This window comes from Microlunatus aurantiacus, assembly GCF_039536605.1.
Classification (GTDB): Bacteria; Actinomycetota; Actinomycetes; order Propionibacteriales; family Propionibacteriaceae; genus Microlunatus; species Microlunatus aurantiacus.
On sequence record NZ_BAAAYX010000013.1, the window covers coordinates 378,151 to 403,658 of the forward strand.

Below are 25,508 nucleotides of genomic sequence, written 5' to 3' on the forward strand. Positions count from 1 at the left end.
GGTTGGCGTGTCGTCCGCGCGAGTGTCGGGTTTCCGTCACCTGTGACCTGGGACGTCACACGGGTTCGGAGTGTGGACGAGTCGTCCGGGTGCGCCACAATGACCGCCATGGCCGACGACGACTTCCGGATCGAGCACGACACCATGGGCGAGGTGCGGGTGCCCGCCGCCGCCCTCTACAAGGCGCAGACGCAGCGGGCGGTGGAGAACTTCCCGATCTCCGGCGTGCCGATCGACCCGTCCCTGATCCGGGCTCTCGGGCTGATCAAGGGGGCCGCCGCCACCGTCAACGCCGATCTCGGGGTGCTCCCGACGGCCACCGCCGGCGCCATCGCGGCTGCCGCCACGTCCGTGGCCGGTAACGAACACGACGGGGAGTTCCCCATCGACGTGTTCCAGACCGGCTCGGGGACGTCGTCGAACATGAACACCAACGAGGTCATTTCCTCCCTGGCCACGGCCATCGCCGGTGCCGACGTGCATCCGAACGACCACGTCAACGCCTCGCAGTCCAGCAACGACGTGTTCCCGAGCGCGATCCACATCGCTGCCACCGACAGCCTGACCAACGCCCTGATCCCCGCGCTCGACCACCTCGCCATGTCGCTGGAGGCCAAGGCCGCCGAGTTCGCCGAGGTGGTCAAGAGCGGCCGGACCCACCTGATGGACGCCACCCCGGTCACCCTCGGTCAGGAGTTCGGCGGCTACGCCGCCCAGGTCCGCTACGGCATCGAACGCGTCCAGGCCGCCCTCCCGCGGGTGGCCGAGCTCCCGCTGGGTGGCACCGCCGTCGGCACCGGCATCAACACCCCGCCCGGGTTCGCCGCCGCCGTCATCGGTCTGATCGCCGAGCAGACCGGGCTGCCGCTGACCGAGGCCCGCAACCACTTCGAGGCCCAAGGCGCCCGCGACGGTCTGGTGGAGGCGTCCGGGGCCCTGCGCACCATCGCGGTCAGCCTCAACAAGATCGCCAACGACCTGCGCTGGATGGGTTCCGGCCCACGGGCCGGGCTCGGCGAGATAGCCCTGCCCGATCTGCAGCCCGGCTCCTCGATCATGCCCGGCAAGGTGAACCCGGTGCTCTGCGAGGCCACCCACATGGTGGCCGCGCAGGTGATCGGCAACGATGCGGCGGTGGCCTTCGCCGGCGCCGCCGGCAACTTCGAGCTGAACGTGATGCTGCCGGTGATCGCGCGCAACCTGCTGGAGTCGATCCGGCTGATCGCCAACGTGTCCCGGCTGCTGGCCGACCGCTGCGTGGACGGCATCGTGGCCAACGTGGACCACTGCCGCCAGCTGGCTGAGTCCTCGCCGTCCATCGTGACGCCGCTGAACAAGTACCTCGGCTACGAGAACGCCGCGGCGGTGGCCAAGAGGGCGCTCAAGGAGGACAAGACCATCCGCCAGGTCGTGATCGACTCCGGCTTCGTGGCCGAGGGCAAGCTCACCGAGGAGCAGCTCGACGCGGCGCTGGACGTGTTGGCCATGACCAAGGCGCCGACGGCCTGAGCACGATGTCGACTCCGCCCGGTCCGGGCGCGAACCACCTCCGCCAGCTGCGGGTGATGGTCGGGGCCCTGCTCGCTGCTCCCGTGGTCATCGTCGTCGCGATGTGGTTCGTGCTCGGGCACACCTTGACCGACCCCACCCCGTGGCCCTTCGTGATCGCGGTCGTCGTCCTCGGCCTGGTCGGGGAGGTCGTCCTGCGCACCTTCGGCTACCGCACGGTGGTGCTCCCCCGCGGCCTGTCGTCGGCGGACACCATGGCCCGGTCGCGGCTGTCGTACCAGGCGGCGCTGTTCCGCCGGATGAGTGTCGCCGAGCTGCCGATGCTGATCGCCCTGGCGCTGTCCTTCGTCACGTACGGCGGCTTCTACCTGGTGCTGTTCGGCGCAGCGGTGACGCTCAACCTGCTCGTCGTGCACGTCTGGCCGTCCCAGCGGTCGGTGGACCGGACCGCCGCCTCCCTCGAGCTCGACGGGGCGGACAGCCACCTGCGCGAGGCCCTCGGCCTTCCCCGCTGACACCACGACCCAGCTGCACCCGCCCGCCGTACGCGCACCCGCCATGGACGGTGCCCCAGCGGCCAGACGGTGCGCGGTCGTGGGGAGGGTGCAGGCGCGAGAAGGTGGTGCACCACTCCGAGTCACCCAGCCCAGCAGCTCCCCCGGTCGGCACCGAGCCACCGACGCGTCGTCCGAGCAGGCGCCGAGGCGGGATCTCGGCGAGGGACGATGCCCGGACGTGGATGGGCCTGGCGGGAGCCCGAGCCTGCGAGGGCGGATGGTTGTCCGGGCGTCGGCCCTCGCCGAGAGCCCGCTGACCCTACTTGCAGGTCAGGGACCCGTGATGTGGCTCAGTACCAACCGTGGGAGCTCTTGAAGCCCCACGCGCTGCAGGGGGAGCCGTACCGGTCCTTCATGTACTCGATGCCCCAGGTGATCTGCGTCGCCGGGTTGGTCCGCCAGTCGTCGCCGACGCTGGCCATCTTGTTGCCGGGCAGCGACTGCGGGATGCCGTACGCACCCGAGGAGGCGTTGGTGGCGTCGATGTCCCAGTTGCTCTCGCGGATGATGATGTTGTTGAAGCACTGGTACTGGTCGTTGCCGTAGCCGTACTTGTTCTTCAGGATCTGCTTGGCGATGTCGCGGGGGTTGCTGGTGCCGGGCTCGTAGCCGAGCTCCTTGATCCGCGCGAGCTCCGCCTTCTTCGCCGCGGCTTCCTTGCGCTTCTTCTCGGCCGCGGCCTTCTTCTTGGCCAGCGCCTTCTTCTTCGCCGCCGCCTTCTTCTTGGCCTCCAGCTTGGCCTCGCGGACCTCGATCGACGCACCCTCCTCGCCCAGCTCCGCGACCCGCTGGGCCGCCTGCCGGCGCTGCTCGGTGGTGGCCATCTGGGGCCGCAGGTCGCCGCGGGTCACCCGCTGGTCCCGTACGGAGGTGTCGACGCTCACCGCGGTGCTGGGAGCGGCGGTGACCGGGGCGCTCGCCCCGAAGACGGCACCACCGGTCAGTCCGGTGACCGCCACCCCGGCGGCGACGGCGGACACAGCGACTCCGGCAATGGCATGACGAACGATTCGGCGCACGAGCGCGACTCTGCCACGCGGTCGTTATCGAAACGAAATCAACCTCACACCAGTGAGGGCGCTGGTATGGCGCTTTCGTGACCTTTCGTGAGCAAGACCACACGGACCCGGGCCCCGCCCTTGCTCGGGTTGCTGCCTCTCGCTCGGGTGGCAACCCGAGCGAGAGGCGCTGTCCCGAGCGAGAGCGGGTCAAGGGCGGTTGCGGGCGGGTGCCTCAGAACAGGGGCACTTCCTCCAGCATCTCGGTCACCAGCGCCGCGATCGGGGAGCGCTCGGAGCGGTGCAGGGTCACGTGGGCGAACAACGGGTGCCCCTTCAGCTTCTCCACCACCGCCACCACGCCGTCGTGCCGACCCACCCGCAGGTTGTCGCGCTGCGCCACGTCGTGGGTCAGCACGACCCGCGAGTCCTGCCCGATCCGGCTCAGCACGGTGAGCAGCACGTTGCGCTCCAGCGACTGCGCCTCGTCGACGATCACGAACGCGTCGTGCAGCGACCGACCGCGGATGTGGGTCAGCGGCATCACCTCCAGCAGCCCCCGCTCCAGCACCTCCTCGATCACCGGCTTGGAGGTCACCGCGCCGAGCGTGTCGAAGACGGCCTGGGCCCAGGGCGCCATCTTCTCCCCCTCGGTGCCGGGCAGGTAGCCGAGCTCCTGGCCGCCGACCGCGTAGAGCGGCCGGAAGACCACCACCTTGGCGTGCTGCCGACGCTCGAGCACCGCCTCCAGTCCGGCGCACAGCGCCAGGGCGGACTTGCCGGTGCCGGCCCGACCGCCGAGCGACACGATGCCGACCGAGGGATCCAGCAGCAGCTCCAGCGCCACCCGCTGCTCGGCCGACCGCCCGTGCAGCCCGAACGCGTCCCGGTCCGACTTCACCAGCTTGAGGTCCTTGGCCGGGGTCACCCGGGCCAGCGCCGACGCCTGGCCGCCGATCAGCACCACCCCGGTGTGACAGGGCAGGTCCCGTGCCGCCTCCAGATCCAGGAAACCGTGCTCGTACAGGGCGTCGACCTGCTCCGAGCCCACCTCGAGCTCGGTCATCCCGGTCCAGCCGGACTCGACGGCGAGCTCGGCCCGGTACTCCTCGGCGGTCAGCCCCACCGCGGACGCCTTGACCCGCATCGGCAGGTCCTTGGAGACCAGCGTGACGTCGTGGCCCTCGGCGCGGAAGTTGAGCGCGACGGCCAGGATCCGCGAGTCGTTGTCGCCCAGCCGGAAACCCGGTGGGAGCAGCGCCGGGTCGGTGTGGTTCAGCTCGACGTGCAGCGTGCCGCCGACGTCGTTGACCGGGACGGGGGCGTCCAGCCGCCCGTACTCGATCCGCAGGTCGTCCAGGTGGCGCAGCGCGACCCGGGCGAAGTAGCCGAGCTCGGCGTGGTGGCGTTTCCCCTCGAGCTCGGTGATCACCACGATCGGGAGCACGATGTCGTGCTCCGCGAACCGGCGCAGCGCATGGGGATCGCTGAGCAGGACCGAGGTGTCGATGACGTAGGTGCGGCGGCCCGAGGTCGAAGCCATGTGTGCAGAAGACATGCGATGTCCCCTTCTGGAGGCCGCGACGCCCTACGCGCCCGGCCTCACACCTAGGTGGTTGGCCGGGATGCGCAGACCGGAACCGGTCTGCAGGTCTGCGTCAGGTGACGGATCTCCCTCGCGGAGCGAAGGATCCCCCTCGTCTGGCGAAGGATCATGGAGCGCCTCCCGTGCGGGCCGCTTCCCCACGCCCCGCACTCGCAACGTACGTCCGATCGGGCTCGTCGCCGACGACACACGCCGGATGTCATGAGATCGACTTCTGGTGTCAACATTTCCCGCGAACGGACCTCGTCGGGTCAGCCGCCGAACCGGCGCTCCCGGTCCGCGTACGCGCGCAGCGCCCGGATGAAGTCGACCTTGCGGAAGTCCGGCCACAGCGCCTCGCAGAAGTAGAACTCGCTGTGCGCCGACTGCCACATCAAGAAGCCGGACAGCCGCTGCTCCCCCGAGGTCCTGATGATCAGGTCGGGGTCGGGTTGGCCGCGGGTGTAGAGGTGCTCGGCGATCTCGTCGATGTCCAGGGTCTGGGCCAGCTCCTCGATCGAGGTGCCGTTGTGGGCGTGCTCGGCCAACAGCGACCGGACCGCGTCCCGGAGCTCATGCCGGCCGCCGTACGAGACGGCGATGTTGACCACCGTCCCGTCGATGCCGGCGGTCTGGACGTCGGCCGCCTTCATCGCGGCAGCGGTGTCCGGCGGCAGCAGGTCGAGGGCGCCGACCGGGTGGATCCGCCAGCGCTGCGCGGCGGCCAGCTCGGTGACCATGGCCTCGATCACGTCCAGCAGCGGCCCGATCTCCTCGGCCCCGCTGCGCTGGAAGTTGTCGGTGGACAGCACCCACAAGGTGACCACGGGGATGTCCAGCTCGTCGCACCACTCGACGAACTCCTTGAGCTTGTCCGCGCCCGCCTGGTAGCCGGCCACCAACGGCTGACCGGGAGCGTTGGCTCGGGCCCACCGCCGGTTGCCGTCGGCCAGGACCGCCACGTGCTGCGGCCGCCGCTCCGGGTCCAGCTCAGCGATCAGCCGGTGCTCGTACGTCGCGTAGAGCAGCCCGGAGGGGTGCAGCCGATCGGCGACCTCTCTGAGCCGCTCGAGGCGGCCACGAGGGAGTCGGGGCATGGGGGCACTGTAACGCCGCCCCGTCCGACGCCGGGGGGCAGCGCCGTGTGCACCCTCACAGCCGGCAGCCGTTCAGTTCTCGGCCGCCCGGTCGTACGCTAGAACCTACGGCACCGTAACTTACGCCGAGTAAAGTTCCCTCGCGCGGCCCGCTCGAGCGGGCCCTCGCGGATCGCCGACAGGAGAGAGGAGTTTGATGAGCACCGTGGCCCCATCGGATCAGCGTCCGTCCACCGAGGACGGTGAGCGTGCCACCGACACCCTGGGTGAGGTCGTGGCCCAGGTCAAGCCCAAGCTGCGCGGCTGGCTGCACGCCGGGATGGCCCCGTTGGCCACCGCCGGTGGCATCGTGCTGGTCGCGCTCGCCCCCGACCAGGGTGCGCGGATCGCCGCAGCGATCTACCTGGCGGCCTCGCTCCTGCTGTTCGGCACCAGCGCGATCTACCACCGCTTCACCTGGGGTGCGCGTGGCGATGCCGTCCTCCGGCGGATGGACCACGCGAACATCTACCTGTTCATCGCCGCGAGCTACACCCCGATCGCCGTCCTGACCCTGAGCTCACGGTCGGCGACCACCCTGCTCACGATCATCTGGTCGGCCGCCCTGGCCGGGCTGCTGTTCCGGCTCTTCTGGCTGAGCGCCCCGCGCTGGCTCTACACCGCGCTCTACCTGGCCATGGGCTGGGGAGCGCTGTTCTGGTTGCCGCAGATCCTGGCCAACGGCGGGGTCGCCGTGTTCACGTTGATCATGGTCGGCGGGCTGCTCTACAGCGGTGGCGCCGTCGTCTACGCCCGCAAGTCCCCCGACCCGTCCCCGCGCTGGTTCGGCTACCACGAGATCTTCCACGCCTGCACGATCCTGGCCTTCGCGGCCCAGTTCGTGGCCATCTCGCTGGCCATGTTCGCCGGCTGATCCTGCACCGGCGTTCGCCTCTCCCACCTCCTCGCCCATCGGGCACGGTGTGCGAACTGCACCGGGTGTGGAAACGCACGTTCCCGGACGGCGCACCTCAGAGCTGATCGGCCAGGTCCGCCGGCTCGGTGACGGGGAGCCGACAGACGAACCCCCGACAGACGTACGCGGTCGGTCTCCCGTCGCGCAGCGGACGATCCGCCAGCAGCGCCAGCCCCGGGGTGTCGGGCAACCCGACCATGATCACCGAGCCGGCCGGGGCGCGGCGGTACGCGACCCTGGCCAGCTCGGTCGTCGCGGCGTCGACGGCATCGCCGACGACGGCCACCTCCACCGGCGGCCGCACCAGACGGCTCGCCGCGTCGGCCAGCAGCCAGCCGGCGAACCGGGGAGCGCGGTCCACCAGACCGCCGGCGGTGGCGGCCGCCCGGGCGGCCCGTGCGCGCAGCTCCGGCCGGCCCGTCGCCTCCCCCAGCAGGGCCAGCGCGTGCACCGTCGTGCTCAAGCCCGAGGGGGTTGCGTTGTCGCTGGGATCCTGTGGTCGCAGGTACAGGCTCTCCGCGTCCGCGGCCGTGTCGAAGAAGCCGTCGCCGTCGGCGAACTCGGTGGTGATCACCGCGGCGAGCAGATCGGCCCGCTCCAACCAGACCCCGTCCGCCTCGGCTCCCGCCAGAGCGACCGCGGCCATGATCATCGCCGCGTAGTCCTCCAGCACCCCGGGCGCGTCACCGACCACGCCGTCCCGGGAGGTCCGCCGCAGCCGACCCTCGACCCAGTGCTGTTCCCAGATCAACGTGGCAGCGTCCCGGGCCAGGGCCAACCAGTCGGAGCGCCCGAAGACGCCGGCCGCCTGCACCAGGGAGTGGATCAGCCAGCCGTTCCAGGCGGCCACCACCTTGTCGTCCCGGCCGGGCCGGTGTCGCTCCTCGCGGGCCGCCCGCAACGCCGAGCGAATCTGCGCCAGCCGCTCCGGCTCGGGGTCACCGACCAGCTGCAGCGTGGACCGGCCGTGCTCGAACGTGCCCGTCCCGGTGACGGCGAACACCTCGCCGGCCCAGGCGCCGTCCTCGGCTCCGAGCACCTCGACCAGCTGGGCGGGATCCCAGGCGTAGAAGGCACCTTCGGCCGAGTGACCATGATCATCGAGACTGTCCGCGTCCAGGCTGGCCGCGAAGCCGCCCTCCGGGGTCCGCAGCTCGGTGGTCAGCCAGTCGACGGTCTCGGCGACCACCCGCTCGCCGAGCGGATCCCCGCTCACCCGCCACCAGTGCGTGTAGACACCGAGCAGCAAGGCGTTGTCGTACAGCATCTTCTCGAAGTGCGGCACCACCCAGCCGGCGTCCACGCTGTAGCGGGCGAATCCGCCGGCCAGCTGGTCGTAGAGGCCTCCTCGGGCCATCGCCCGACAGGTGGCGTCGACCATGCTCAGCGAGTCGTCGTCGCCCAGCCGGAGCAGGCCCTCCAGGACCATCGAGGGCGGGAACTTGGGTGCCCCGCCGAAGCCCCCGCGCACCTCGTCGAACTCCCGCCGGAGCTCGGCCCGGGCCAGGTCCAGCTCGGCAACCGACACCTCACCGGGCAGCCTCGGGGCGTGGCGCGCGGCCAGCTGGCCGCTGATGTCATCGGCGCTGGTCAGCACCTCGTCGCGCCGATCTCGCCAGGCGGCCGCGATCGCGTCCACGACGTCGGTGAAGGCGGGCAGCCCGTGCGCAGCCCGGGGCGGGAAGTAGGTGCCGGCGTAGAACGGTCGGCGGTCGGGGGTGAGGAAGACGCTCATCGGCCAACCGCCGTGCCCGGTCAGCGCCTGGGTCGCGGCCATGAAGACCGCGTCGACGTCCGGACGCTCCTCGCGGTCGACCTTGATCGCCACGAACCCACCGTTGAGGACCTCGGCGGTCGTGGCGTCCTCGAACGACTCGTGCGCCATCACGTGGCACCAGTGGCAGGCCGCGTACCCCACCGACAAGAACACCGGCACGTCACGGCGCTGCGCCTCCGCGAACGCCTCGTCGCCCCACGGCCACCAGTCCACCGGGTTGTCGGCGTGCTGACGCAGGTAGGGACTGGTCGCATCGGCCAGGCGGTTGGGCATGCCGCCAACCTACGACGGCCCGTGACCGACGGGCCGGGACGCTCGCCGACGGCCTAGCCTGGCCCGATGAGGAGGCGCAAGGCGGCCCTGGCCGACGTTCATGCCGTGGCTGCGGCCATGCCCTTCGTCTCCGAGATCCACGGCCCGAAGGGCAATCCGGTCTACCAGGTGGGGGGCAAGTCCTTCGTCTTCTTCCGCACGCCACGACCGGACGCCGTCGATCCCGACACCGGCGAACGGTACGACGACGTGATCATGATCTGGGTCGGCTCGGAGGCCGACAAGCTCGCCCTGGTGGAGGACCTGACCAGCCCGTTCTTCAGCACCCCGCACTTCGACGGCCACCCGTCGGTGCTGGTCCGGGCCAGCCGGCTCGGCGAGCTGACGTACGCCGAGCTCGCCGAGGTCATCCAGGACGCCTGGCTCGCTCAGGCGTCGACCCACCGCGGTCGGCAGTGGTTGGCCGCCCGCGGACTGTGAGTCCTACAGGCCCAGCCTGTACGCCACGGCGTTCCAGCGCAGCTCGTTGCGGAAGGCGCGGTGGGTGGTGTCCGCGTCGATCAGAGCCAGCTCGGTGCCGACCATGGCGGCGAAGTCGGTCAGCTCCTCCACCCCGATGGCCGCCGACAAGACGGTGTGGTGCGGGCCACCGGCCTCCAACCAGCACTCCGCGGAGGTGGCCAGCGAGGGCTGCGGTTCCCAGACCGCGCGGGCGACCGGCAGCTGCGGCAGCTCCGGGTGGTCGACCACGGTGACCGCGTTGGCCACCAACCGGAAGCGGTCGCCGACGTCGCAGATCCCGAGCACCACCGCTGGACCGGTGACCGAGTCGAACACCATCCGGACGGGGTCCTCGCGGTCGCCGATGCCCAGCGGGTGGATCTCGATCCGGGGTCGCCCGGCCGCGATGGTCGGGCAGACCTCGAGCATGTGCGAACCGAGGATCCGCGGGGTCCCGGTCAGGTCGTAGGTGTAGTCCTCCATGAACGACGTCGGCCCACCGGGCGCCATCGCCTTGAGGGTGTGCAGCATGACCGAGGTCTTCCAGTCCCCCTCGCCACCGAACCCGTACCCGTCGGCCATCAGCCGCTGCACCGCGAGTCCCGGCAGCTGCCTGAGACCGCCCAGGTCCTCGAAGTTGGTGGTGAAGGCGCCGAACCCGCCCTCGGTCAGGAACGCGCGCATCCCCGCCTCGATCCGGGCGCCGTAGCGGAGCGACTCGTGCCGGTCGCCGCCCGGGGCGAGCACGGGGTCGAGGTCGTAGAGATCGCCGTACTCGGTGATCAGCTGGTCGACCGCGCCGTCGTCGACCTGGTCGACGACCGCCACCAGGTCGTTCACGCCGTACGTGTTCACCGACACCCCGAACCTCAGCTCGGCCTCGACCTTGTCCCCCTCGGTGACCGCGACGTTGCGCATGTTGTCGCCGAAGCGGGCGAGCTTGAGGTTGCGGATCGCCGACCAGCCCAGGGCGGCGCGCTGCCAGGCGGCCACCCGGCCGATGACCGCCGGATCGGACACGTGCCCCACCACGGTCTTGCGGGCCACCCCGAGCCGGGTCTGGATGTAGCCGAACTCCCGGTCGCCGTGGGCGGCCTGGTTGAGGTTCATGAAGTCCATGTCGATCGACTCCCAGGGGAGCTCGACGTTCGCCTGCGTGTGCAGGTGGAGCAACGGGGTCTGCAGGGCGTCCAGACCGCGGATCCACATCTTGGCCGGCGAGAACGTGTGCATCCAGGCGATCACGCCGATGCAGTCGGGATCGGCATTCGCCTCGAGGATCAGCCGGTAGATGGCGTCGGAGTCGGTCAGCACCGGCTTCCAGACCACTGTCGTGTCGAGGGCGGCGTTCAGGCCCTCGACCACGGTCCGGGACTGGTCGGCCACCTGGTCCAGCGTCTCGGGGCCGTAGAGACCCTGGCTGCCGGTCAGGAACCAGCACACCGGTGAACCACTCATCGCTTCTCTCCTCGGGACTGTCCGTAGACGTTCTGGTAGCGGTCGTACAGGCGGTCGATGTCGGCCTGCGGGATGGGGATCGGCTCGCCCAGCTGGCGGGAGATGTGGACCGTGCGGGCCACCTCCTCGACCATCACCGCGGCCTTGACGGCGGCCTTGGCGTCGGCGCCCACCGTGAACGGGCCGTGGTTGCGCATCAGCACGGCCTTGGACCGGCTGCTGCGCAGGGTCTCCACGATGCCGCGGCCGATGGAGTCGTCTCCGATCAGCGCGAACGGCCCGATCGGGATCGGCCCGCCGAACTCGTCGGCCATCATCGTGAGTACGCAGGGCACCTCCTCGCCGCGCGCGGCCCAGGCGGTCGCGTACGTGGAGTGCGTGTGCACCACCCCGCCGACCTCGGGCAGCTGGGCGTAGACGTACGCGTGCGCGGCGGTGTCCGACGACGGCGCCCGGTCACCCTCCACCAGGTTGGCCTGCAGGTCGGTGACCACCATCGACTCGGGGGTCAGATCGTCGTAGCTCACCCCGGACGGCTTGATCACCAGCAGGTCGCGGCCGGGGACCCGGGCGGACACGTTGCCGGCGGTCCAGACGACCAGCTCGTTGCGGGGCAGCTCGGCGTGCAGGGCGGCGACCTCCACGCGCAGACGCCGGATGGTGGCGTCGACCTCGGCGGTCAGACTCATCGTGTTCCTCCGATCCGGACGGCTCGGAGCGGGACCTCCGACGGCGTGTTAACGGTAACAGGCCGTCGAGTCGGCGTCACGGCTGGCTACACGCCGACCCTCGGACGGCCCGGGATCAGCGAGGGGGTGCGGTGCTCGCCCGGATCACGAGCTCGGGCGGCTGGCGTACGGGGTCGGCCGGGTCGGCGCCGTCGATCCGGGCCAGCAGCCGGTCCACCCCGAGCCGGCCCAGCGTGACCAGGTCCTGCCGGACGGTGGTCAGCGGCGGCAGGGTGAAGCCGGCCGCGTCGATGTCGTCGAAGCCGACCACCGACACCTGGTCGGGCACCGACACCCCGGCCTCGGTGAGCGCCCGGATGAGTCCGATGGCCATCAGGTCGTTGGCCGCGAAGACCGCTGTCGGCAGGTCACCGCCTGCGACCAGCTCCTGGCCGACCCGGTAGCCGCTGGCCGCCGACCAGTCGCCGGCCAGCACGTCGGGGACCGCGAGACCGGACTCGGACAGCTCGAGCCGCCAGCCCCGCAACCGCGCCGCCGCGTCCAGCCAGTCGATGGGGCCGGCCAGGTGGGCGATGCTGTCGTGGCCGAGGTCGAGCAGGTGCCGGACGGCTGCCCGGGCCCCCTGCTCCTGGTCGATGGCCACCACGTCGAAGCCGTCGGCCGGCGTGGCGTCCGTCGCCACCATGACCGTCGGCACCCCCAGGGCGGCGTCCGAGCACGCCTCGACCGCGCTCGGCACGGGCGCGACCACCACCAACCCGTCGACCTGCTGACCGAGGAAGTGGTCGATCGCTGCCGCCACCGAGCCCGGGTCGAAGTCGGACAGGCTGGCCAGGGACACGTACCACCCGCGGCTGCGAGCGGCCTGCTCGACGGCGATGACCAGGGAGGACGGCCCGAACAGGTTGGAGGCCGGAGCGAGCACCCCGATGGTGTGGGTCCGGCGGGTGACCAGGGCCCGGGCGAACGGGTTGCGCCGGTATCCCAGCTGGCTGATCGCGGACTGGACCCGCTCCCGGGTCTCCGGACGCACGCTCGGATGGTCGTTCAGCACCCGCGACACCGTCTGGTGGGACACCCCGGCCACTCTGGCGACGTCGTGCATCCCGGGCGGTCGCGCCGCGCTCACCGGCGACTCAGCGCTGATCCGGCGGAGCCGTGCGCCCGCCCTCGTGGGTCCGCGACCGCAGGTCGGGGATCCTCGGGCCGGGGGCGCTCGCGGCGGGCGGACCGGCCTCACGCGGGGCCGCCCCGTCGGAGTCGCGAGCGGGGGTGGAGGGATCCGGGTCGACCGCGGTCGGCACCCCGGTCCCGGTCGCCGGACCGGTCGGGTCCGGGTCGACGTCGGCTGCGTCGGGCACGTCGATCCGACCGAACTGCTTGATCATGCTGCGCCCGAGGAAGAACAGCACCACGCCGAGCAGCACGATGACCACCAGCGGGGTCCACCCCGGCCGCACCAGGTTGGGATCGACCTCCAGCAACATCATGTGGGCACCCTACTCGCGGCCGACGGCACCCTGCCGTCCGCGGAGACCGCCACCCCGGCGAACAGGTCGTCCTCGGGCAGGGGGCTGTCCACGACGCTGCGGACGAGCTGGTAGTCCTCGGTCGGCCAGGCGTGTCGGTGGATCTCCAGCGGCACCGAGAACCACGGGCCCTCCGGATCGATCTGGGTGGCGTGGGCCAGCAGCGCCTGGTCGCGGACGGCGAAGTAGTCGGCGGACTCGACCCGGGTGGTGAGCCGTTGCTCGTCCTCGGGCTTGCGCTCCCAGGTCGCCAGCCGTTCCGCGTACGGCGACTCCAGACCGGCCTCGATCATCGCGTGGTTGAGCGCCGCGAACCGGTGCCAGTGGAACGACAGGTGGTAGTAGAGCTTGGCGACCTGCCACGGCTCCCCCGCCTCGGGATAGCGCTCGGGGTCGGCGGCCGCGTCGAAGGCCGCCACGCTGATCTCGTGGCAGCGGATGTGGTCGGGGTGGGGATAGCCGCCGTTCTCGTCGTACGTGGTCATCACCTGCGGGCGGAAGCGGCGGATCACCTCCACCAGCCGCCCCACCGCGACGTCGAGGTCGACCAGGGCGAAGCAGCCCTCCGGCAGCGGCGGCAGCGGGTCGCCCTCGGGCAGTCCCGAGTCGACGAAGCCGAGCCAGACCTGCTCGATGCCGAGGATGCTGCGGGCCCGGTCCATCTCGGCCCGCCGGATCTCACCGATGTTGGCCAGGATGTCGGGGCGGTCCATGGCCGGGTTGAGGATCGAGCCGCGTTCGCCACCGGTGCAGGTGGCCACCATCACCTCGACCCCTTCGGCCACGTACCTGGCCGTGCTCGCCGCCCCCTTGCTCGACTCGTCATCGGGATGGGCGTGGACGTGCAGCAGTCGCAGGCGCTCGCCGGCGGCGTCCAACCGCAGCGGGGGTCGTTCCATGGGCGCCCATGTTGCCACTGACCCGACCGTTCCGCCGACCACCGCCCGGTCCGGCGAGACGGACGGGCGTCCGGGGAGGGCGCGAGGGCGGTGGGGGCACTGCGCCGCCACGACGAATCGGTGTTCGGAGGCGCCTCGGCCACAATGGTCACCATGCGACCCCGGGGCGACTCCACGCGACCGGAGCTCAGCATCGCCGACCGGGAGCGCCTGGCCCGTCGCTACCCGGCACCGCGGTTGCCCCGTCCGGCCCTCATCGCGATCGTCGCGGTGGTGGCGGCCGCCTCGCTGACCTGGTTGATCTGGACCGGCCTGATCCACGCCCGACCGGTGGTGTCGGCGAACGTGGCGGCGTACACGGTGGTGTCCGACCGCCGGATCGACGCGACCGTCACCATCGACCGCACAGACCCCTCCGTACCGGTCGTGTGCCGGGTCTCGGCTCAGGCGGAGGACTTCCAGCCCGTCGGTGAGCTCAACCTGCCGGTCGAGGCCACGACCGACCGGGTGGTCAACGTCGACGTCTCCATCACCACGCTGCGCCGGGCCACCACCGCCGTCATCCGGGAGTGCTCACCGGCCTGACGGCCCTGAGCCCTCGTCGGCCGGGCGGGGTCTTGCTAGGCTTGTCCGATGCCTGAACACGTTCAAGAGGTCATCTGGCTCACCCAGGAGGCGTACGACAAGCTGCAGTCCGAGCTGGACCAGCTGTCGGGCCCTGGGCGTGCCGAGGTGACCGCGCGGATCGCCGCCGCCCGCGAGGAGGGTGACCTCCGCGAGAACGGTGGCTACCACGCCGCCCGCGAGGAACAGGGCAAGCAGGAGGCCCGGATCCGCCAGCTCGCGGACATGCTCCGACGGGCCGAGGTCGGCGAGTCCCCGACCGACGTCGACACCGTCGCCCCGGGCGTCCAGGTCACCGTCGCCTTCTTCGGCGACGAGTCCGACACCGACACCTTCGTGCTGGGCTCGCGCGAGCTGCTCGGCCTGGACGAGGCGGTCGACTCCACCAACGTCTACAGCCCGCAGTCGCCGCTCGGTGCGGCGATCCTGGGTAAGCGGAAGGGTGACTCCGCCAGCTACGACGCCCCCAACGGCAAGGCCATCGAGGTCACGATCGTCGCCGTCGAACCGTTCAAGAGCTGACCCCTCCCCCCGTACGCAGACGAACCCGGCTCGGTGATCGAGCCGGGTTCGTCGCTGTTCGGGCCGGGTCCTGGTGCGGGCCGACTTCACCCGCTCACAGGGCGGCGAGCAGCCGGGCGGCCTCCTCGGGCGGCAGCGCCCCGGACGCCACCTCGGAGAGGATCTGCTCCCGGTTCAACGGCACGTCCTCGGGCTCGTCGGCCAGTCCGAGCTTCTCCAGCAGGCGGTCGAAGCGCAGCCGGGCCGTCGGGTAGGAGACACCGAGGTGCCGCTCGACCTCGCGCAGGTTGCCCCGGGAGGACAGGAACACCCGGAGCAGGTCGTTGTCGGCGTCGCTGAGGGCGCAGAACTCGCAGGTGCTGAACACTCCCGCGAGCTCGCTCCCGCAGGAGGCGCACCCCAGGCGGGTCACGGCCAGGTGGTGGCCGCAGACGGGGCAGTCACTCGGCGCCCGGTGCTCGTGGCGGTCCCGCTCGGCGGGGCGGCGGGACGACCGGGGACGATCGGCGGTGGTCATCGTCCTCCCCCCGCTCAGCGCAGGTCCTCGGCCGGCTGGTCGCTGCCGACCTTCACCGACGCGTGACCCATCACGACCTCGACGTCGAGGCGGGCGCTGCCGTTGCCCATCACGACCTCGTCGCCGGCACCGCTGTGACCGCCGGACCAGCTCACCTTGCCCAGCTGCGACTCCCCGCGCACGGTGACGTTGGACGCGTCACCCAGCTGGATCGACAGGCTGCCCGACTCGGCCCGGATCCGCGACCGGCCGCGGGTGATGGTGCCCTTCACGGTGGCCTGACCGGCCTGGATCAGAGCGTCCTTGATCTCCTCGACGTCCAGCAGCTTCGCGGACCCGGCCGTCAGCCGGACCTTGCCCAGGTGCGGGACGCGCTCGGTGGTGAGGCTGCCTCCGGTGACTTCGACGTCGACCTCGATGGCGGGGTTGACCCGCAGGAACAGCTCCTTGCCCAGACCCAGCGAGCGGAACTCATCCAGGTTGCGGGGCGCCTTGAGGATGCTGAAGCCGTCCAGCGACGCCCCCAGCTCACCGTCGCTGGAGACCTCCAGCACCGAGCCGTTGCGGCGCAGCACGTGCGGACCGTCGGCGGCCAGGGTGGCGACCGAGGACTCCCCCACGATCCGGACCCGGCGGCCGATCGCCCGTACGGTGATCTTGTCGACCCCGTTGGTGTTGACCGGCTTGGTCCGGGAGGTGTCCGACGAAGCGTGCTCGGGCGTGACGTGCTCGGCCGGGGCGAAGCTCTCGGTGGTGTGGGTGGCCCGCTGCGGACGGTCGGTGCTCGCGGCCCACGGGTCGACGACGGTGTCGTCGGTCCCGACCCCGGCGGCGGTCCCGGCGGCGGCGGCCTGGGCCGCGAGGTCCTCGTTGCTCGGCTCGGGCGGGGCGTCCGGCGTAGCGGGCTCGTGGTGGTGCTGCTCGGCCTTGAGGGCGTCGATGCGGCGTGCGGCTTCTGCAGCGTCCATGCGGCCGGCGGCGAGGTCTTCCAAGATGGCGGTCATCCGCGGATCGGTGGTCATGGAACGAACGTAAACCCGACCTTTCACTAATGGAAGGTCTCGCTTTCGACTTCAGGGGTTAGTCAGGGCTGACCCGCGCATCCCGCGGGCCCACTGATCGCCCGCTTCGCCGACCCACGGCGCCCGCGGCCACTCGAACATTCCGTCGCTCGACGGCTTCCGCGCGCCGGGCCCGCCTCCGGCTGGAACATTCCGTCACTCGACGGCTTCCGCGCACCCGGCCCGCCACCGACTCGAACATTCCGTCACTCGACGGCTTCCGCGCGCCCGACCGGCCCCCGGCTCGAACATTCCGTCACTCGACGACTTCCGCGCACCCGGCCCGCCAGCGGCTCGAACATGCCGTCGACTGACGGAATCTTCCGGCCCCCAACCCCAACAGGGCCACCGGAACTCGTCGACTGACGGAATGTTCAACCCCGGCTGAGCCGCTCGCACGCCGGTACGACGGCCTGTGCCTCAGGTCACCCGGCAACCACTTGGATGCAGCATGCAACTAAGCGTATCGTTGCAGTATGCAAACAGCTCAGCCGGCGGCCGACGCCATGTTGTCGGCGCTGATGACCGTGGGCCGTCTGATGCGGCAGCGCCAGGCGGACGACCACGTCGATCCGGGCACCTTCTGGTTGATCAAGACGATCGCCCACACGGGTCCGCTGCGGATCAGCGAGCTCGCGACCGCCGTGAACCTGGACGTCTCCACCGTCTCCCGTCACGTGGCCCAGCTGGAGCGGACGGGACTCGTCGTCCGGACGCCCGACCCGGCCGATGGCCGGGCTCAGCTGGTCGGCATCAGCGATGACGGCCAGCAGCTGCTCGACGACGCCTTCCAGCGGCGACGCGCCCTGCTCGAGTCCACCCTGTCCGGGTGGGAGACCACCGACATCACCGAGTTCGAGCGGCTGCTCGCCAAGTTCGTCTCCGGCATCAACTCCGAGAACCTGAAGGACCCCTCATGACCACCATGCCACCAGCGCCTCGCCGCGCCCTGATCGAGGACGCGCCACCCGGCCCCACCCTCCCGACCCCCGCCGGGCAGGGCGCGCCCGTGCCCGACGCCGGGGGCACCCCCACGCCGAGCGGTGACGGCTACCTGAGCCACAAGCAGATCCTGGTGGTGATGGGCGGTCTGATGGCCGGCATGTTCCTGGCCGCCCTCGACCAGAGCATCGTCGGTGTCGCCCTCCCCCGGATCACCTCGGAGCTGGGTGGTCTGGACAAGCTGTCCTGGGTCGTCACCGCCTACCTGCTGACCTCGACGGCCGCGACGCCCCTGTGGGGCAAGATCTCCGACCTGCGCGGTCGCCGCCCGGTCTTCCAGGCCGCGATCGTGGTGTTCCTGGTCGGCTCCGTCATCTGTGCGATGTCGCCCAACATCGAGGTGATGATCCTCGGCCGGGCCATCCAGGGCCTGGGCGGTGGCGGTCTCATGTCGCTCGCCCTCGCGGTGATCGGTGACATCATCCCGCCGCGGGAGCGCGGCAAGTACCAGGGCTTCTTCGGTGCCGTCTTCGGCATCTCCTCGGTCGCCGGACCGCTGCTCGGCGGCCTGTTCACCGATCACCTCGGCTGGCAGTGGATCTTCCTGATCAACCTCCCGATCGGCATCGCCGCCCTGGTCGTCACCTCGATCGCGCTCAAGCTGCCGTACGTCAAGCGGGACGCCTCCGTCGACTACCTCGGCGCGGCCACCATCGTCGGCTCGGTCACCAGCCTCGTGCTCTACCTCAGCTGGGCCGGCCCCGACCAGGGCTGGACCTCCCCGATCGGCATCGGTCTGCTGGTCGCGTTCGTCGGGCTGGCCCTGGCCTTCGCGTACGTCGAGCAGCGGGTGAAGGAGCCGATCCTGCCCCCGGAGCTGTTCACGCACTGGACCTTCGTCTCCAACATCAGCTTCGCGATGATCATGGGCGTCGGCATGTTCGGTGGTCTCATCTACCTGCCGATCTACCTGCAGGCGGTCAAGGGCTTCACCGCCACCCAGTCGGGTCTGGCCATGCTGCCGATGGTGGTCGGCATGTTCGCCACCTCGATCAGCAGCGGCCAGCTGATGAGCCGGACCGGTCGCTACAAGTGGATGCCGATCACCGGCTCGCTGCTGGTGGGCACCGCGCTCTTCCTGCTGTCCGGGCTCGCGGTGGACACCCCGTACTGGCACCTGGCCCTGCTGATGCTGCTCTTCGGCTCGGGCCTCGGCTTCACCATGCAGGTCGTGGTGACCGCGGTGCAGAACAGCGTGGCGCGCAAGCACCTCGGTGCTGCCACCGCGTCGGTCGCGTTCTTCCGCAGCATGGGCGGGGCGGTCGGTACGGCGCTGTTCGGGGCCATCCTCAACACCCGGCTGGCCCACCACCTCGCCGAGGTCGTGCCGGCCTCGGCGCAGAGCCAGCTCGGTGGAGCCGCCTCGTCGATGAACGACATCACCGCCATCCACGGCCTGCCGGAGCCGGTCAAGACCTGGGTCCTGACCGCCTTCACCCAGGCGATGGACGACGTCTTCCTGGTGGCCGTGCCGTTCATGGCCGTGGCCTTCGTGATCGCCCTGACCATGCGGGAGCGTCCGCTCCAGGGCCGGGAGCCCTCGGCTCCGGTGGAGGCGGCCTAGGTCACGGTCAGGCACCGACGGGGTGAGGACGACACGCGGGAGATCTGGTGGCGTCGTCGCCCAGTTGTGACCATGGAGCGAGGAGCCTGATCCCGGATCCGCTCCTCGCTCGTGGCACATTGGGAGTGTCTTTCTGCACGAACCCGCCGGAGTCGTCGGTCCCGTAGCCGTACGACGACTTCCCCCGATGGATAGGTCCCCCGCATGTCCCTACTCGACCGTCGCCGGATCCTTCCCGCGACCGCCCTGGTCGCCGCGCTCGCCCTGGCCGGCTGCGGCACCATCCCGCAGGCCGGCGGCGCGACCGCTCCCGGCGGTCAGGCCGGATCGTCCTCCGGGCCGACGGCCGCCCAGCCGTCGGAAGGCGGCGGCCAGAGCGCACCTCCCACCAGCACCCCGACCCCGGATCCCGTTACGCTCACTCCGAACGTGAAGGACGGCGCCAAGAACGTGAAGGTCAGCACCCTGGTCTCGGTGGCCGCCGCCAACGGGACGGTGGCCAAGGTCAAGCTCAGCTACGCGGGCAAGGACACCAAGGGCAGGGCTGTCTCGGGCACGGTCGACGGGACCCTCGCGAAGGACAAGTCGGGCTGGACCGCAGGCGAGCGGCTCGAGCCGTCGGCCACGTACACCCTGGCCGTCACCGGGACCAACCCGGAGGGGACCGCGGTCACCACCAAGTCCAGCTTCAAGACCCAGGACCTCACCCTGAAGCAGCAGACGTTCGCCCAGCTGCAACCGCTGAAGGGCAGCAAGGTCGGCGTGGGGATGCCCGTCATCCTGACCTTCGACGTGCCGGTGAAGAACCGTCAGGAGTTCGAGAAGCACCTGTCGGTGACCAGCTCACCGAAGCAGGAGGGCAGCTGGAGCTGGTTCTCCGACACCGAGGTCCACTTCCGTCCCAAGAGCTACTGGAAGTCGGGCACCACCGTGACCGCCACGGCCGACCTGAACGGCCTCGACGCGGGCAACGGGATCTACGGTCAGAACTCCACCAGCACCTCGTTCTCGGTGGGCCGCTCGCTCATCACCAAGATCAACCTGGACAGCAAGCGGGCCAAGGTCTACATCAACGGCGACCTGGAGCGGACCATCCCGATCAGCGCCGGCAAGTCCGGCTGGACCACCCGCAGCGGCACGAAGCTGATCATGGAGAAGCTGCCGGTGACCCGGATGACCAACCAGATGATCGGGGCCGACGAGGCGTACGACCTCCAGGTGAAGTACGCGCTGCGGATCACCTGGTCGGGTGAGTTCCTGCACGCCGCTCCGTGGAACTCCGCCAACCTGGGTCGGGTCAACGCCAGCCACGGGTGCGTGGGCATGAGCACCGGCGACGCCGCGTGGTTGTTCAACCGGGTCCAGATCGGCGACCCCGTGGTCACCACAGGATCGAACCGGGGGCTCGAGAAGGGCAACGGCTACACCGACTGGGACGTCTCCTGGGCGCAGTACCAGAAGGGCTCGGCGCTCTAGGTCCGCGATCTCGGTCGCCCACCAGATCGGTCCGGGGTCACACGCAGTCCCTGACGCGCTGACGCCCCCTTTCACTCACTCACGCCCCCTGTGCAGGGGTAGCGCGAGAGAGCGAAAGGTGGCGTCAGCGGTTCCAGGGGGAACTCAGGCGGTGGCGGCCTCCGCTGGTGTCAGCGGCCCCGGCGGTGTCGGCGGTGTCGTGGACGGTGGCGGGACCTCGTGCGCCACCACCTCGTGGGACTGGCGGTAGAGCTCCTGCACGAACGTCTTCACGAAGGCCAGGATCGGCACCGCCAGGAGTGCGCCGACGATGCCGGCGATGACGATGCCCATGGCGATGGCCAGCAGCACGGCCAGCGGATGCAGGTGCACGGCACGACCGAGCAGGAACGGCTGCAGGATGTGGCCCTCGACCTGCATCACGACGATGATGCCCGCGAGCATGATCAGCGACTGCACCCAGCCGACGGCGACCAGGGCCACGAGCACGGCCACGAACCCGGACACGAAGGCGCCGACGAGCGGGATGAACGCACCGAGGAAGACCAAGGCGGCCAGGGCGGGCGCCAGGGGCACGCGCAGGGCGAGCGCCACGATCAGCACGCCGATGGCGTCGACCAGGGCGACCAGGACCGTCGCCCGCACGTACGCCGACAGCGACTGCCAGCCCCGCAGCGCCGCGGCATCGGCCCGGGCCTGAGCGGACCGGGGCATCAGGTTGAGCAGGAAGCTGAAGATGCCGCGTCCGTCGTACAGGAAGTAGAAGAGGCTGAACAGGCAGATCGCGACGCCCGCCAGGAAGTGCCCGATGCTGGTGCCGATGTCGCCCGCTGCGGCCGCGATGGTGCTCTGGCTGTCGACCAGGAACTGCTGGATCCGGGTCCCCCACTCGTCCAGCCGGAACCAGCTCTGGTCGATGGGGAGGGGGCTGTTCATCAGCCACTGCTCCAGCTGACCGAACCCCCTGACCACCTGCTGGCTCAGCTCGCCGGCCTGCCCGGCGATGGAGTTGATGATCAGCGTCAGGGAACCGGCGATGAGCAGGATCCCCCCGAGCAGGGTGACGGCAGCCGCCGGACCCTTGGGCAGACCCCAGGCGTGCAGGCGGTTGGCCAACGGCTTCAGGGCCGCGGCGAGCAACGAGGCGACAGCGAGCGGGATCGCCACCTCGGAGAGGAACCCCAGGATCCAGCCGACGAAGTAGACCAGGCCGGCGACCAGGAAGATCCGCCAGGCCCACGCGGCGGCGACCTTGAGGGCGGCGGGCACGGCCTGGTCCGACTCCGCGGCCGTCGAGGTCACCCGGACCTCGGTCGGGATCTCGGGCGCCACGCCCTCGAACAGCCCGCGCCGCGGGGTGGCCTGACGTACGGCGGCCTGGTCGGCCAGGTCGCTGGCCTCCGCGAGCGCCCGCTCGGTGGCGTCCTTGCTCGAGCGGGAGCCGAACAGCTCACGGATCTTCTTCCCCAGCTCCACCGGGTCCTCCTTCTTCCCGGCCAACGGCCGGCGACGGTCAACCGTATCTGCCCGGACGCACCCGACGGGTCCCCGGTCCGACTGGCACGCTGGGTCCGTCCGGAAGGCTGGGCCTGTCCGGCACACTGGGGCGGTGCCCCTCACCGCAGCCCTCCGCCGCCGGCTGCGTGAACGCACCTCCCTACCGCGGGACGTGCTCGTCCTCGGACTGATCGCCTTCTGCGTGGCGGTCGGGTTCGGTGTCCTGGTGCCGGTGCTGCCGGTCTTCGCCCGCGGGTTCGGCGTCGGCAACGCCGAGGTCGGGGCGGTCATCTCGGTGTTCGCCCTGATGCGGCTGGCCATCAGCCCGCTCTGCGGACGTCTGATCGCCTGGCTGGGCGAGCGTGCGGTGCTGGCCACCGGCATCTTCATCGTCGCCGCCTCCAGCGGGGTGGCCGGCGCAGCTCAGAGCTATCCACAGCTGCTGGCCCTGCGCGGGATCGGCGGGGTGGGCTCGGCCATGTTCACCGTGTCCGCGATGAGTCTGCTGCTGGGCAGCGTCGCGCCGCAGATGCGCGGCCGGGCCGCAGGGTTCTTCCAGGGTGGCTTCCTGCTCGGCGGCATGGCCGGGCCGGCGATTGGCGGGCTGCTCGCCGTGATCTCGATCCGAGCGCCCTTCTTCTTCTACGCGGCCACCCTGGCCGTCGCCGGCGCGGTCGGGCTGGCCCTGCTGTCCCGGACCCGGGTCGACCGGAGCGCCGACAGCGCCGGCCAGGCCGTGCCTCTCCGGACCGTGCTGGCCGACCCACGGTTCCAGGCCGCCTGCCTGACCAACCTCGCCCAGGGCTGGACCTCCTTCGGGGTCCGGTCGGCCCTGATCCCGGTGCTGGTCGTGGAGGTGCTGCACCGCAACACGACCTGGACGGGCATCGCCTTCGCGTGCGCGGCTGTCGCGCAGACCATCGCGCTGGCCCCGGCCGGGAAGTTCGTGGACACCGTGGGCCGCCGGCCCGCGATGATCGGCGGTGGTCTGCTGGCCGGGTTGTCGATCATGGTGGTGCCGTTCGCCGCGAACATGGGGGTGCTGATCGGCGCCCTTTGCGCGTACGGGGTCGCCGCCGCCTTTTTGGGAACCGCACCCGCCGCCTCCGTGGGGGACGCGACCGGCGGGGCGCGTGGCACCCCCGTGGCGGTCTTCTCCATGTGCTCGGACGCGGGGGCGATCGTGGGACCGATCGTGGCGGGGCTGCTGGCCGACCGGTTCTCCTACCCGTGGGCGTTCGGGCTGGGGGCGGTGCTGCTGGTGCTGGCGGCCGGCTACTCGCTGCGGATGCCCGGCGGGCTGCCGACCGCCCGGACCGGTGGGCCCACGGATCCCGACGACGGCACGACACCGGTCGGAGAGCAGCAGGTCGGTGGCCCCGAAGCCGAGGACCCGACGTCGAAGGACCTGCGATGACCCCCTCGGGCGGCAGCGCCCACGGGCCCCGCCCGTTGACCGACCTGGTCGCTCCCGACTGGGCGGTCGCCCTCGAACCGGTCGCCCCGACGGTGGCCGCGGTCGGTGACTTCCTGCGCGCCGAGATCGCGGCCGGACGCGGCTACCTCCCGAGCGGGGACCGGGTGCTGCGGGCGTTCAGCCGCCCGCTCGGCGACGTCCGGGTGCTGATCGTGGGGCAGGACCCGTACCCGACGCCGGGACACCCCGTCGGTCTCTCCTTCTCGGTGGAGCCGTCGGTGCGACCGATCCCCCGCAGCCTGGTCAACATCTACCGCGAGCTGGAGGAGGATCTCGGGGTCGCACCCGCCCCGCACGGCGATCTGAGCGCGTGGTTCGAGCAGGGCGTGCTGCTCCTCAACCGGGTGCTCACCGTGGCACCCGGCAAGTCCGGGTCGCACCGCGGCAAGGGCTGGGAGCAGGTCACCCAGCGCGCCATCGAGGCGCTGGTCGACCGCGGCGGCCCGTTGGTCGCCGTCTTGTGGGGTCGCGACGCCCGGAGTCTGGTGCCGATGCTCGGCGACGTCCCGTACGTGGCCTCCGCGCACCCCTCACCGCTGTCGGCGCGGTCCGGCTTCTTCGGCTCGCGCCCGTTCAGTCGCGTCAACGACCTGCTGGTCGGCCAGGGCGCCGAGCCGATCGACTGGCGGCTGCCTGCTGAATCTCCCGGTGCCACCCGATAACCCCCGGCGAGCGGCCGAGAACGAAGCGCCCGACTCCGTCTGGACTGAGGCGGGAGCAGACACGCTTTTCGTCTGCGAGCAACGAGGGAAAACGGAGTCCTCTGGCGCGCAGTGAACAGCGAGCTGGGACTAGCAGAGAGCCTGGTCGAGGTCGGCGATCAGGTCCTCGGCGTCCTCCAGGCCGACGCTGAGCCGGATCAGGTCCGAGGGCACCTCCAGCGCGGTGCCCGCCACCGAGGCGTGCGTCATCCGGCCCGGGTGCTCGATCAGCGACTCGACCCCACCCAGGGACTCGGCCAGCGTGAACACCGTCGTCCGGCCGCAGGCGTCCACGGCGGCCTGCTCACCGGCCCGGACCCGGAACGAGACCATCCCGCCGAAGCGGCGCATCTGCCGCTTGGCGACGTCGTGCTGGGCGTGGGACTCCAACCCGGGGTAGTAGACCTCGCTCACACCCGGGTGCTCGGTCAGGTAGGCCGCGACCTTCTCGGCGTTGTCGCTGTGGCGCTCCATCCGGACGGCCAGGGTCTTCAGACCGCGGAGCACCAGCCAGGCGTCGAACGGCCCCGCCACCGCGCCGAGGGCGTTCTGGTGGAACTGCACCTTCTCGGCCAGCGTCTCGTCGGCCGTCACCAGGGCTCCGCCGACGACGTCGGAGTGCCCGCCGCAGTACTTCGTGGTGGAGTGCATGACCACGTCCGCCCCCAGCGCCAGCGGCTGCTGCAGGTAGGGCGAGGCGAACGTGTTGTCCACGATGACGAGCGCGCCCAGCGCGTGCGCGATCTCGGCGATGGCGCTGATGTCGGCCACCGACATCAGCGGGTTGGTCGGGGTCTCGACCCAGACCGCGACGGTCTCCCCCGGGCGGATGGCCGCCTCGACCGCGGCCAGGTCGGTCAGGTCCACCGGGTCGGTGAGCAGACCCCAGGGCGCGTACGCCCGCGAGAACAGGCGGAAGGAGCCGCCGTAGGCGTCGTGCGGCAGGACCAGGTGCGCGCCGGGCTTGGCGATGGAGCGGATCAGCGTGTCCTCGGCGGCCAGCCCGCTGGCGAACGCGAACCCGCGGCTGCCCCCCTCCAGGGCGGTCAGGCACTCCTCCAACGCGGTCCGGGTCGGGTTGGCCGACCGGGAGTACTCGTACCCGTTCCGCAGCCCGCCGACCCCGTCCTGGGCGAACGTCGAGGACGCGACGATGGGCGGGATCACCGCCCCCGTGGTGGGGTCCGGGGTCGAGCCGGCGTGGATGGCGCGGGTGGAGAAACCTGGTCGATCCGTCATG

The 25,508-nt window shown here is 71.0% G+C and carries 24 protein-coding genes; 11 read left to right on the plus strand and 13 right to left on the minus strand.

The window, feature by feature from the left end; all coding sequences use genetic code 11:
• Positions 1 to 108: 108 nt before the first annotated feature.
• Together ABD714_RS15620 and ABD714_RS15625 are read left to right on the plus strand one after the other, a co-directional pair.
• On the plus strand, positions 109 to 1,509 hold the full coding sequence (locus ABD714_RS15620; RefSeq protein WP_344813317.1) for a class II fumarate hydratase: 1,401 nt from the start codon (positions 109 to 111) through the stop codon (positions 1,507 to 1,509).
• A 5-nt stretch (positions 1,510 to 1,514) separates the two neighbouring features.
• Positions 1,515 to 2,024 carry a hypothetical protein gene (locus ABD714_RS15625; protein ID WP_344813318.1) on the plus strand — a complete coding sequence of 170 codons (510 nt, stop codon included), beginning with the start codon at positions 1,515 to 1,517 and terminating at the stop codon, positions 2,022 to 2,024.
• A 332-nt stretch (positions 2,025 to 2,356) separates the two neighbouring features.
• Here the strand turns inward: ABD714_RS15625 and ABD714_RS15630 are convergent, their stop codons facing one another.
• The 3 genes from ABD714_RS15630 to ABD714_RS15640 form a co-directional block, all read right to left on the minus strand.
• Positions 2,357 to 3,046, minus strand: a complete 690-nt coding sequence (locus tag ABD714_RS15630; protein ID WP_344813319.1) for an aggregation-promoting factor C-terminal-like domain-containing protein — start codon at positions 3,044 to 3,046, stop codon at positions 2,357 to 2,359.
• Between the two features lie 253 nt (positions 3,047 to 3,299).
• Positions 3,300 to 4,622 carry an RNA 5'-3' helicase PhoH2 gene (gene phoH2, locus ABD714_RS15635; RefSeq protein ID WP_344813320.1) on the minus strand — a complete coding sequence of 441 codons (1,323 nt, stop codon included), beginning with the start codon at positions 4,620 to 4,622 and terminating at the stop codon, positions 3,300 to 3,302.
• Between the two features lie 299 nt (positions 4,623 to 4,921).
• Positions 4,922 to 5,746 carry an isoprenyl transferase gene (locus ABD714_RS15640; protein ID WP_344813321.1) on the minus strand — a complete coding sequence of 275 codons (825 nt, stop codon included), beginning with the start codon at positions 5,744 to 5,746 and terminating at the stop codon, positions 4,922 to 4,924.
• 196 nt (positions 5,747 to 5,942) lie between these two features.
• Between ABD714_RS15640 and trhA the strand changes: the two genes are divergently transcribed.
• On the plus strand, positions 5,943 to 6,659 hold the full coding sequence (gene trhA, locus ABD714_RS15645; protein WP_344813322.1) for a PAQR family membrane homeostasis protein TrhA: 717 nt from the start codon (positions 5,943 to 5,945) through the stop codon (positions 6,657 to 6,659).
• A gap of 97 nt (positions 6,660 to 6,756) precedes the next feature.
• Here the strand turns inward: trhA and ABD714_RS15650 are convergent, their stop codons facing one another.
• Positions 6,757 to 8,751, minus strand: a complete 1,995-nt coding sequence (locus ABD714_RS15650; RefSeq protein ID WP_344813323.1) for a thioredoxin domain-containing protein — start codon at positions 8,749 to 8,751, stop codon at positions 6,757 to 6,759.
• Between the two features lie 66 nt (positions 8,752 to 8,817).
• On the opposite strand from ABD714_RS15650, the gene ABD714_RS15655 reads away from it, so the two are divergent.
• On the plus strand, positions 8,818 to 9,231 hold the full coding sequence (locus ABD714_RS15655) for an MmcQ/YjbR family DNA-binding protein (protein WP_344813324.1): 414 nt from the start codon (positions 8,818 to 8,820) through the stop codon (positions 9,229 to 9,231).
• A gap of 3 nt (positions 9,232 to 9,234) precedes the next feature.
• On the opposite strand, the gene araA is transcribed toward ABD714_RS15655, so the two are convergent.
• The 5 genes from araA to mca all read right to left on the minus strand — a co-directional run bounded on the left by araA (position 9,235) and on the right by mca (position 13,827).
• Positions 9,235 to 10,710 carry an L-arabinose isomerase gene (gene araA / locus ABD714_RS15660; RefSeq protein WP_344813325.1) on the minus strand — a complete coding sequence of 492 codons (1,476 nt, stop codon included), beginning with the start codon at positions 10,708 to 10,710 and terminating at the stop codon, positions 9,235 to 9,237.
• Positions 10,707 to 11,399, minus strand: coding sequence for an L-ribulose-5-phosphate 4-epimerase (locus ABD714_RS15665; protein WP_344813326.1), 693 nt, complete (start codon positions 11,397 to 11,399; stop codon positions 10,707 to 10,709). The genes araA and ABD714_RS15665 overlap by 4 nt, the downstream gene beginning before the upstream one ends.
• Before the next feature lie 115 nt (positions 11,400 to 11,514).
• Positions 11,515 to 12,504, minus strand: a complete 990-nt coding sequence (locus tag ABD714_RS15670; RefSeq protein ID WP_344813592.1) for a LacI family DNA-binding transcriptional regulator — start codon at positions 12,502 to 12,504, stop codon at positions 11,515 to 11,517.
• 31 nt (positions 12,505 to 12,535) lie between these two features.
• Positions 12,536 to 12,889, minus strand: coding sequence for a hypothetical protein (locus ABD714_RS15675; RefSeq protein ID WP_344813327.1), 354 nt, complete (start codon positions 12,887 to 12,889; stop codon positions 12,536 to 12,538).
• Positions 12,886 to 13,827 (minus strand): mycothiol conjugate amidase Mca, encoded by a 942-nt coding sequence (gene mca, locus ABD714_RS15680; protein ID WP_344813328.1) that lies wholly within the window; start codon positions 13,825 to 13,827, stop codon positions 12,886 to 12,888. Before mca ends, ABD714_RS15675 begins: the two co-directional genes overlap by 4 nt.
• Positions 13,828 to 13,980: 153 nt before the next feature.
• Here mca and ABD714_RS15685 point away from each other — a divergent pair, with 153 nt between their 5' ends.
• Both ABD714_RS15685 and greA read left to right on the plus strand, forming a co-directional pair.
• Positions 13,981 to 14,412: a DUF4307 domain-containing protein gene (locus ABD714_RS15685; RefSeq protein ID WP_344813329.1), complete on the plus strand. Its 432-nt coding sequence runs from the start codon at positions 13,981 to 13,983 to the stop codon at positions 14,410 to 14,412.
• Positions 14,413 to 14,460: 48 nt separating this feature from the next.
• Complete coding sequence (greA, locus tag ABD714_RS15690) at positions 14,461 to 14,973, plus strand: transcription elongation factor GreA (protein ID WP_344813330.1); 513 nt, start codon at positions 14,461 to 14,463, stop codon at positions 14,971 to 14,973.
• Positions 14,974 to 15,067: 94 nt separating this feature from the next.
• Here greA and ABD714_RS15695 read toward each other — a convergent pair whose 3' ends face one another.
• Together ABD714_RS15695 and ABD714_RS15700 are read right to left on the minus strand one after the other, a co-directional pair.
• A complete protein-coding gene (locus tag ABD714_RS15695; RefSeq protein WP_344813331.1) occupies positions 15,068 to 15,490 on the minus strand; it encodes a DUF2089 domain-containing protein in 423 nt (140 codons plus the stop codon).
• A gap of 14 nt (positions 15,491 to 15,504) precedes the next feature.
• The gene (locus ABD714_RS15700) at positions 15,505 to 16,512 is read right to left on the minus strand and encodes a hypothetical protein (protein ID WP_344813332.1); all 1,008 of its coding nucleotides are present in this window, start codon (positions 16,510 to 16,512) and stop codon (positions 15,505 to 15,507) included.
• Positions 16,513 to 17,027: 515 nt separating this feature from the next.
• On the opposite strand from ABD714_RS15700, the gene ABD714_RS15705 reads away from it, so the two are divergent.
• From ABD714_RS15705 to ABD714_RS15715, 3 genes are all read left to right on the plus strand, one after another.
• Positions 17,028 to 17,471, plus strand: a complete 444-nt coding sequence (locus ABD714_RS15705; protein ID WP_344813333.1) for a MarR family winged helix-turn-helix transcriptional regulator — start codon at positions 17,028 to 17,030, stop codon at positions 17,469 to 17,471.
• Positions 17,468 to 19,117 carry a DHA2 family efflux MFS transporter permease subunit gene (locus ABD714_RS15710; protein ID WP_344813334.1) on the plus strand — a complete coding sequence of 550 codons (1,650 nt, stop codon included), beginning with the start codon at positions 17,468 to 17,470 and terminating at the stop codon, positions 19,115 to 19,117. Before ABD714_RS15705 ends, ABD714_RS15710 begins: the two co-directional genes overlap by 4 nt.
• A gap of 204 nt (positions 19,118 to 19,321) precedes the next feature.
• Positions 19,322 to 20,593: a L,D-transpeptidase gene (locus ABD714_RS15715; RefSeq protein WP_344813335.1), complete on the plus strand. Its 1,272-nt coding sequence runs from the start codon at positions 19,322 to 19,324 to the stop codon at positions 20,591 to 20,593.
• Positions 20,594 to 20,737: 144 nt separating this feature from the next.
• Here the strand turns inward: ABD714_RS15715 and ABD714_RS15720 are convergent, their stop codons facing one another.
• Positions 20,738 to 22,069 carry an AI-2E family transporter gene (locus ABD714_RS15720; protein WP_344813336.1) on the minus strand — a complete coding sequence of 444 codons (1,332 nt, stop codon included), beginning with the start codon at positions 22,067 to 22,069 and terminating at the stop codon, positions 20,738 to 20,740.
• Positions 22,070 to 22,202: 133 nt separating this feature from the next.
• On the opposite strand from ABD714_RS15720, the gene ABD714_RS15725 reads away from it, so the two are divergent.
• Positions 22,203 to 23,507, plus strand: a complete 1,305-nt coding sequence (locus tag ABD714_RS15725) for an MFS transporter (protein WP_344813337.1) — start codon at positions 22,203 to 22,205, stop codon at positions 23,505 to 23,507.
• Positions 23,504 to 24,229: a uracil-DNA glycosylase gene (locus ABD714_RS15730; protein ID WP_344813338.1), complete on the plus strand. Its 726-nt coding sequence runs from the start codon at positions 23,504 to 23,506 to the stop codon at positions 24,227 to 24,229. The genes ABD714_RS15725 and ABD714_RS15730 overlap by 4 nt, the downstream gene beginning before the upstream one ends.
• A 129-nt stretch (positions 24,230 to 24,358) precedes the next feature.
• Here the strand turns inward: ABD714_RS15730 and ABD714_RS15735 are convergent, their stop codons facing one another.
• Entirely contained in the window at positions 24,359 to 25,507 is a 1,149-nt protein-coding gene (locus ABD714_RS15735) for a cystathionine gamma-synthase (protein WP_344813339.1), read from the minus strand.
• Position 25,508: the final 1 nt, after the last annotated feature.

Coding starts and splice junctions, on each gene's coding strand:
- ABD714_RS15620 (WP_344813317.1), top strand. CDS start 109: ATGGCCGACGACGACTTCCGGATCGAGCACGACACCATGGGCGAGGTG.
- ABD714_RS15625 (WP_344813318.1), top strand. CDS start 1,515: ATGTCGACTCCGCCCGGTCCGGGCGCGAACCACCTCCGCCAGCTGCGG.
- phoH2 (WP_344813320.1), bottom strand. CDS start 4,622: ATGTCTTCTGCACACATGGCTTCGACCTCGGGCCGCCGCACCTACGTC.
- ABD714_RS15640 (WP_344813321.1), bottom strand. CDS start 5,746: ATGCCCCGACTCCCTCGTGGCCGCCTCGAGCGGCTCAGAGAGGTCGCC.
- trhA (WP_344813322.1), top strand. CDS start 5,943: ATGAGCACCGTGGCCCCATCGGATCAGCGTCCGTCCACCGAGGACGGT.
- ABD714_RS15650 (WP_344813323.1), bottom strand. CDS start 8,751: ATGCCCAACCGCCTGGCCGATGCGACCAGTCCCTACCTGCGTCAGCAC.
- ABD714_RS15655 (WP_344813324.1), top strand. CDS start 8,818: ATGAGGAGGCGCAAGGCGGCCCTGGCCGACGTTCATGCCGTGGCTGCG.
- araA (WP_344813325.1), bottom strand. CDS start 10,710: ATGAGTGGTTCACCGGTGTGCTGGTTCCTGACCGGCAGCCAGGGTCTC.
- ABD714_RS15665 (WP_344813326.1), bottom strand. CDS start 11,399: ATGAGTCTGACCGCCGAGGTCGACGCCACCATCCGGCGTCTGCGCGTG.
- ABD714_RS15670 (WP_344813592.1), bottom strand. CDS start 12,504: ATGCACGACGTCGCCAGAGTGGCCGGGGTGTCCCACCAGACGGTGTCG.
- ABD714_RS15675 (WP_344813327.1), bottom strand. CDS start 12,889: ATGATGTTGCTGGAGGTCGATCCCAACCTGGTGCGGCCGGGGTGGACC.
- mca (WP_344813328.1), bottom strand. CDS start 13,827: ATGGAACGACCCCCGCTGCGGTTGGACGCCGCCGGCGAGCGCCTGCGA.
- ABD714_RS15685 (WP_344813329.1), top strand. CDS start 13,981: ATGCGACCCCGGGGCGACTCCACGCGACCGGAGCTCAGCATCGCCGAC.
- greA (WP_344813330.1), top strand. CDS start 14,461: ATGCCTGAACACGTTCAAGAGGTCATCTGGCTCACCCAGGAGGCGTAC.
- ABD714_RS15695 (WP_344813331.1), bottom strand. CDS start 15,490: ATGACCACCGCCGATCGTCCCCGGTCGTCCCGCCGCCCCGCCGAGCGG.
- ABD714_RS15700 (WP_344813332.1), bottom strand. CDS start 16,512: ATGACCACCGATCCGCGGATGACCGCCATCTTGGAAGACCTCGCCGCC.
- ABD714_RS15705 (WP_344813333.1), top strand. CDS start 17,028: ATGCAAACAGCTCAGCCGGCGGCCGACGCCATGTTGTCGGCGCTGATG.
- ABD714_RS15710 (WP_344813334.1), top strand. CDS start 17,468: ATGACCACCATGCCACCAGCGCCTCGCCGCGCCCTGATCGAGGACGCG.
- ABD714_RS15715 (WP_344813335.1), top strand. CDS start 19,322: ATGTCCCTACTCGACCGTCGCCGGATCCTTCCCGCGACCGCCCTGGTC.
- ABD714_RS15730 (WP_344813338.1), top strand. CDS start 23,504: ATGACCCCCTCGGGCGGCAGCGCCCACGGGCCCCGCCCGTTGACCGAC.
- ABD714_RS15735 (WP_344813339.1), bottom strand. CDS start 25,507: ATGACGGATCGACCAGGTTTCTCCACCCGCGCCATCCACGCCGGCTCG.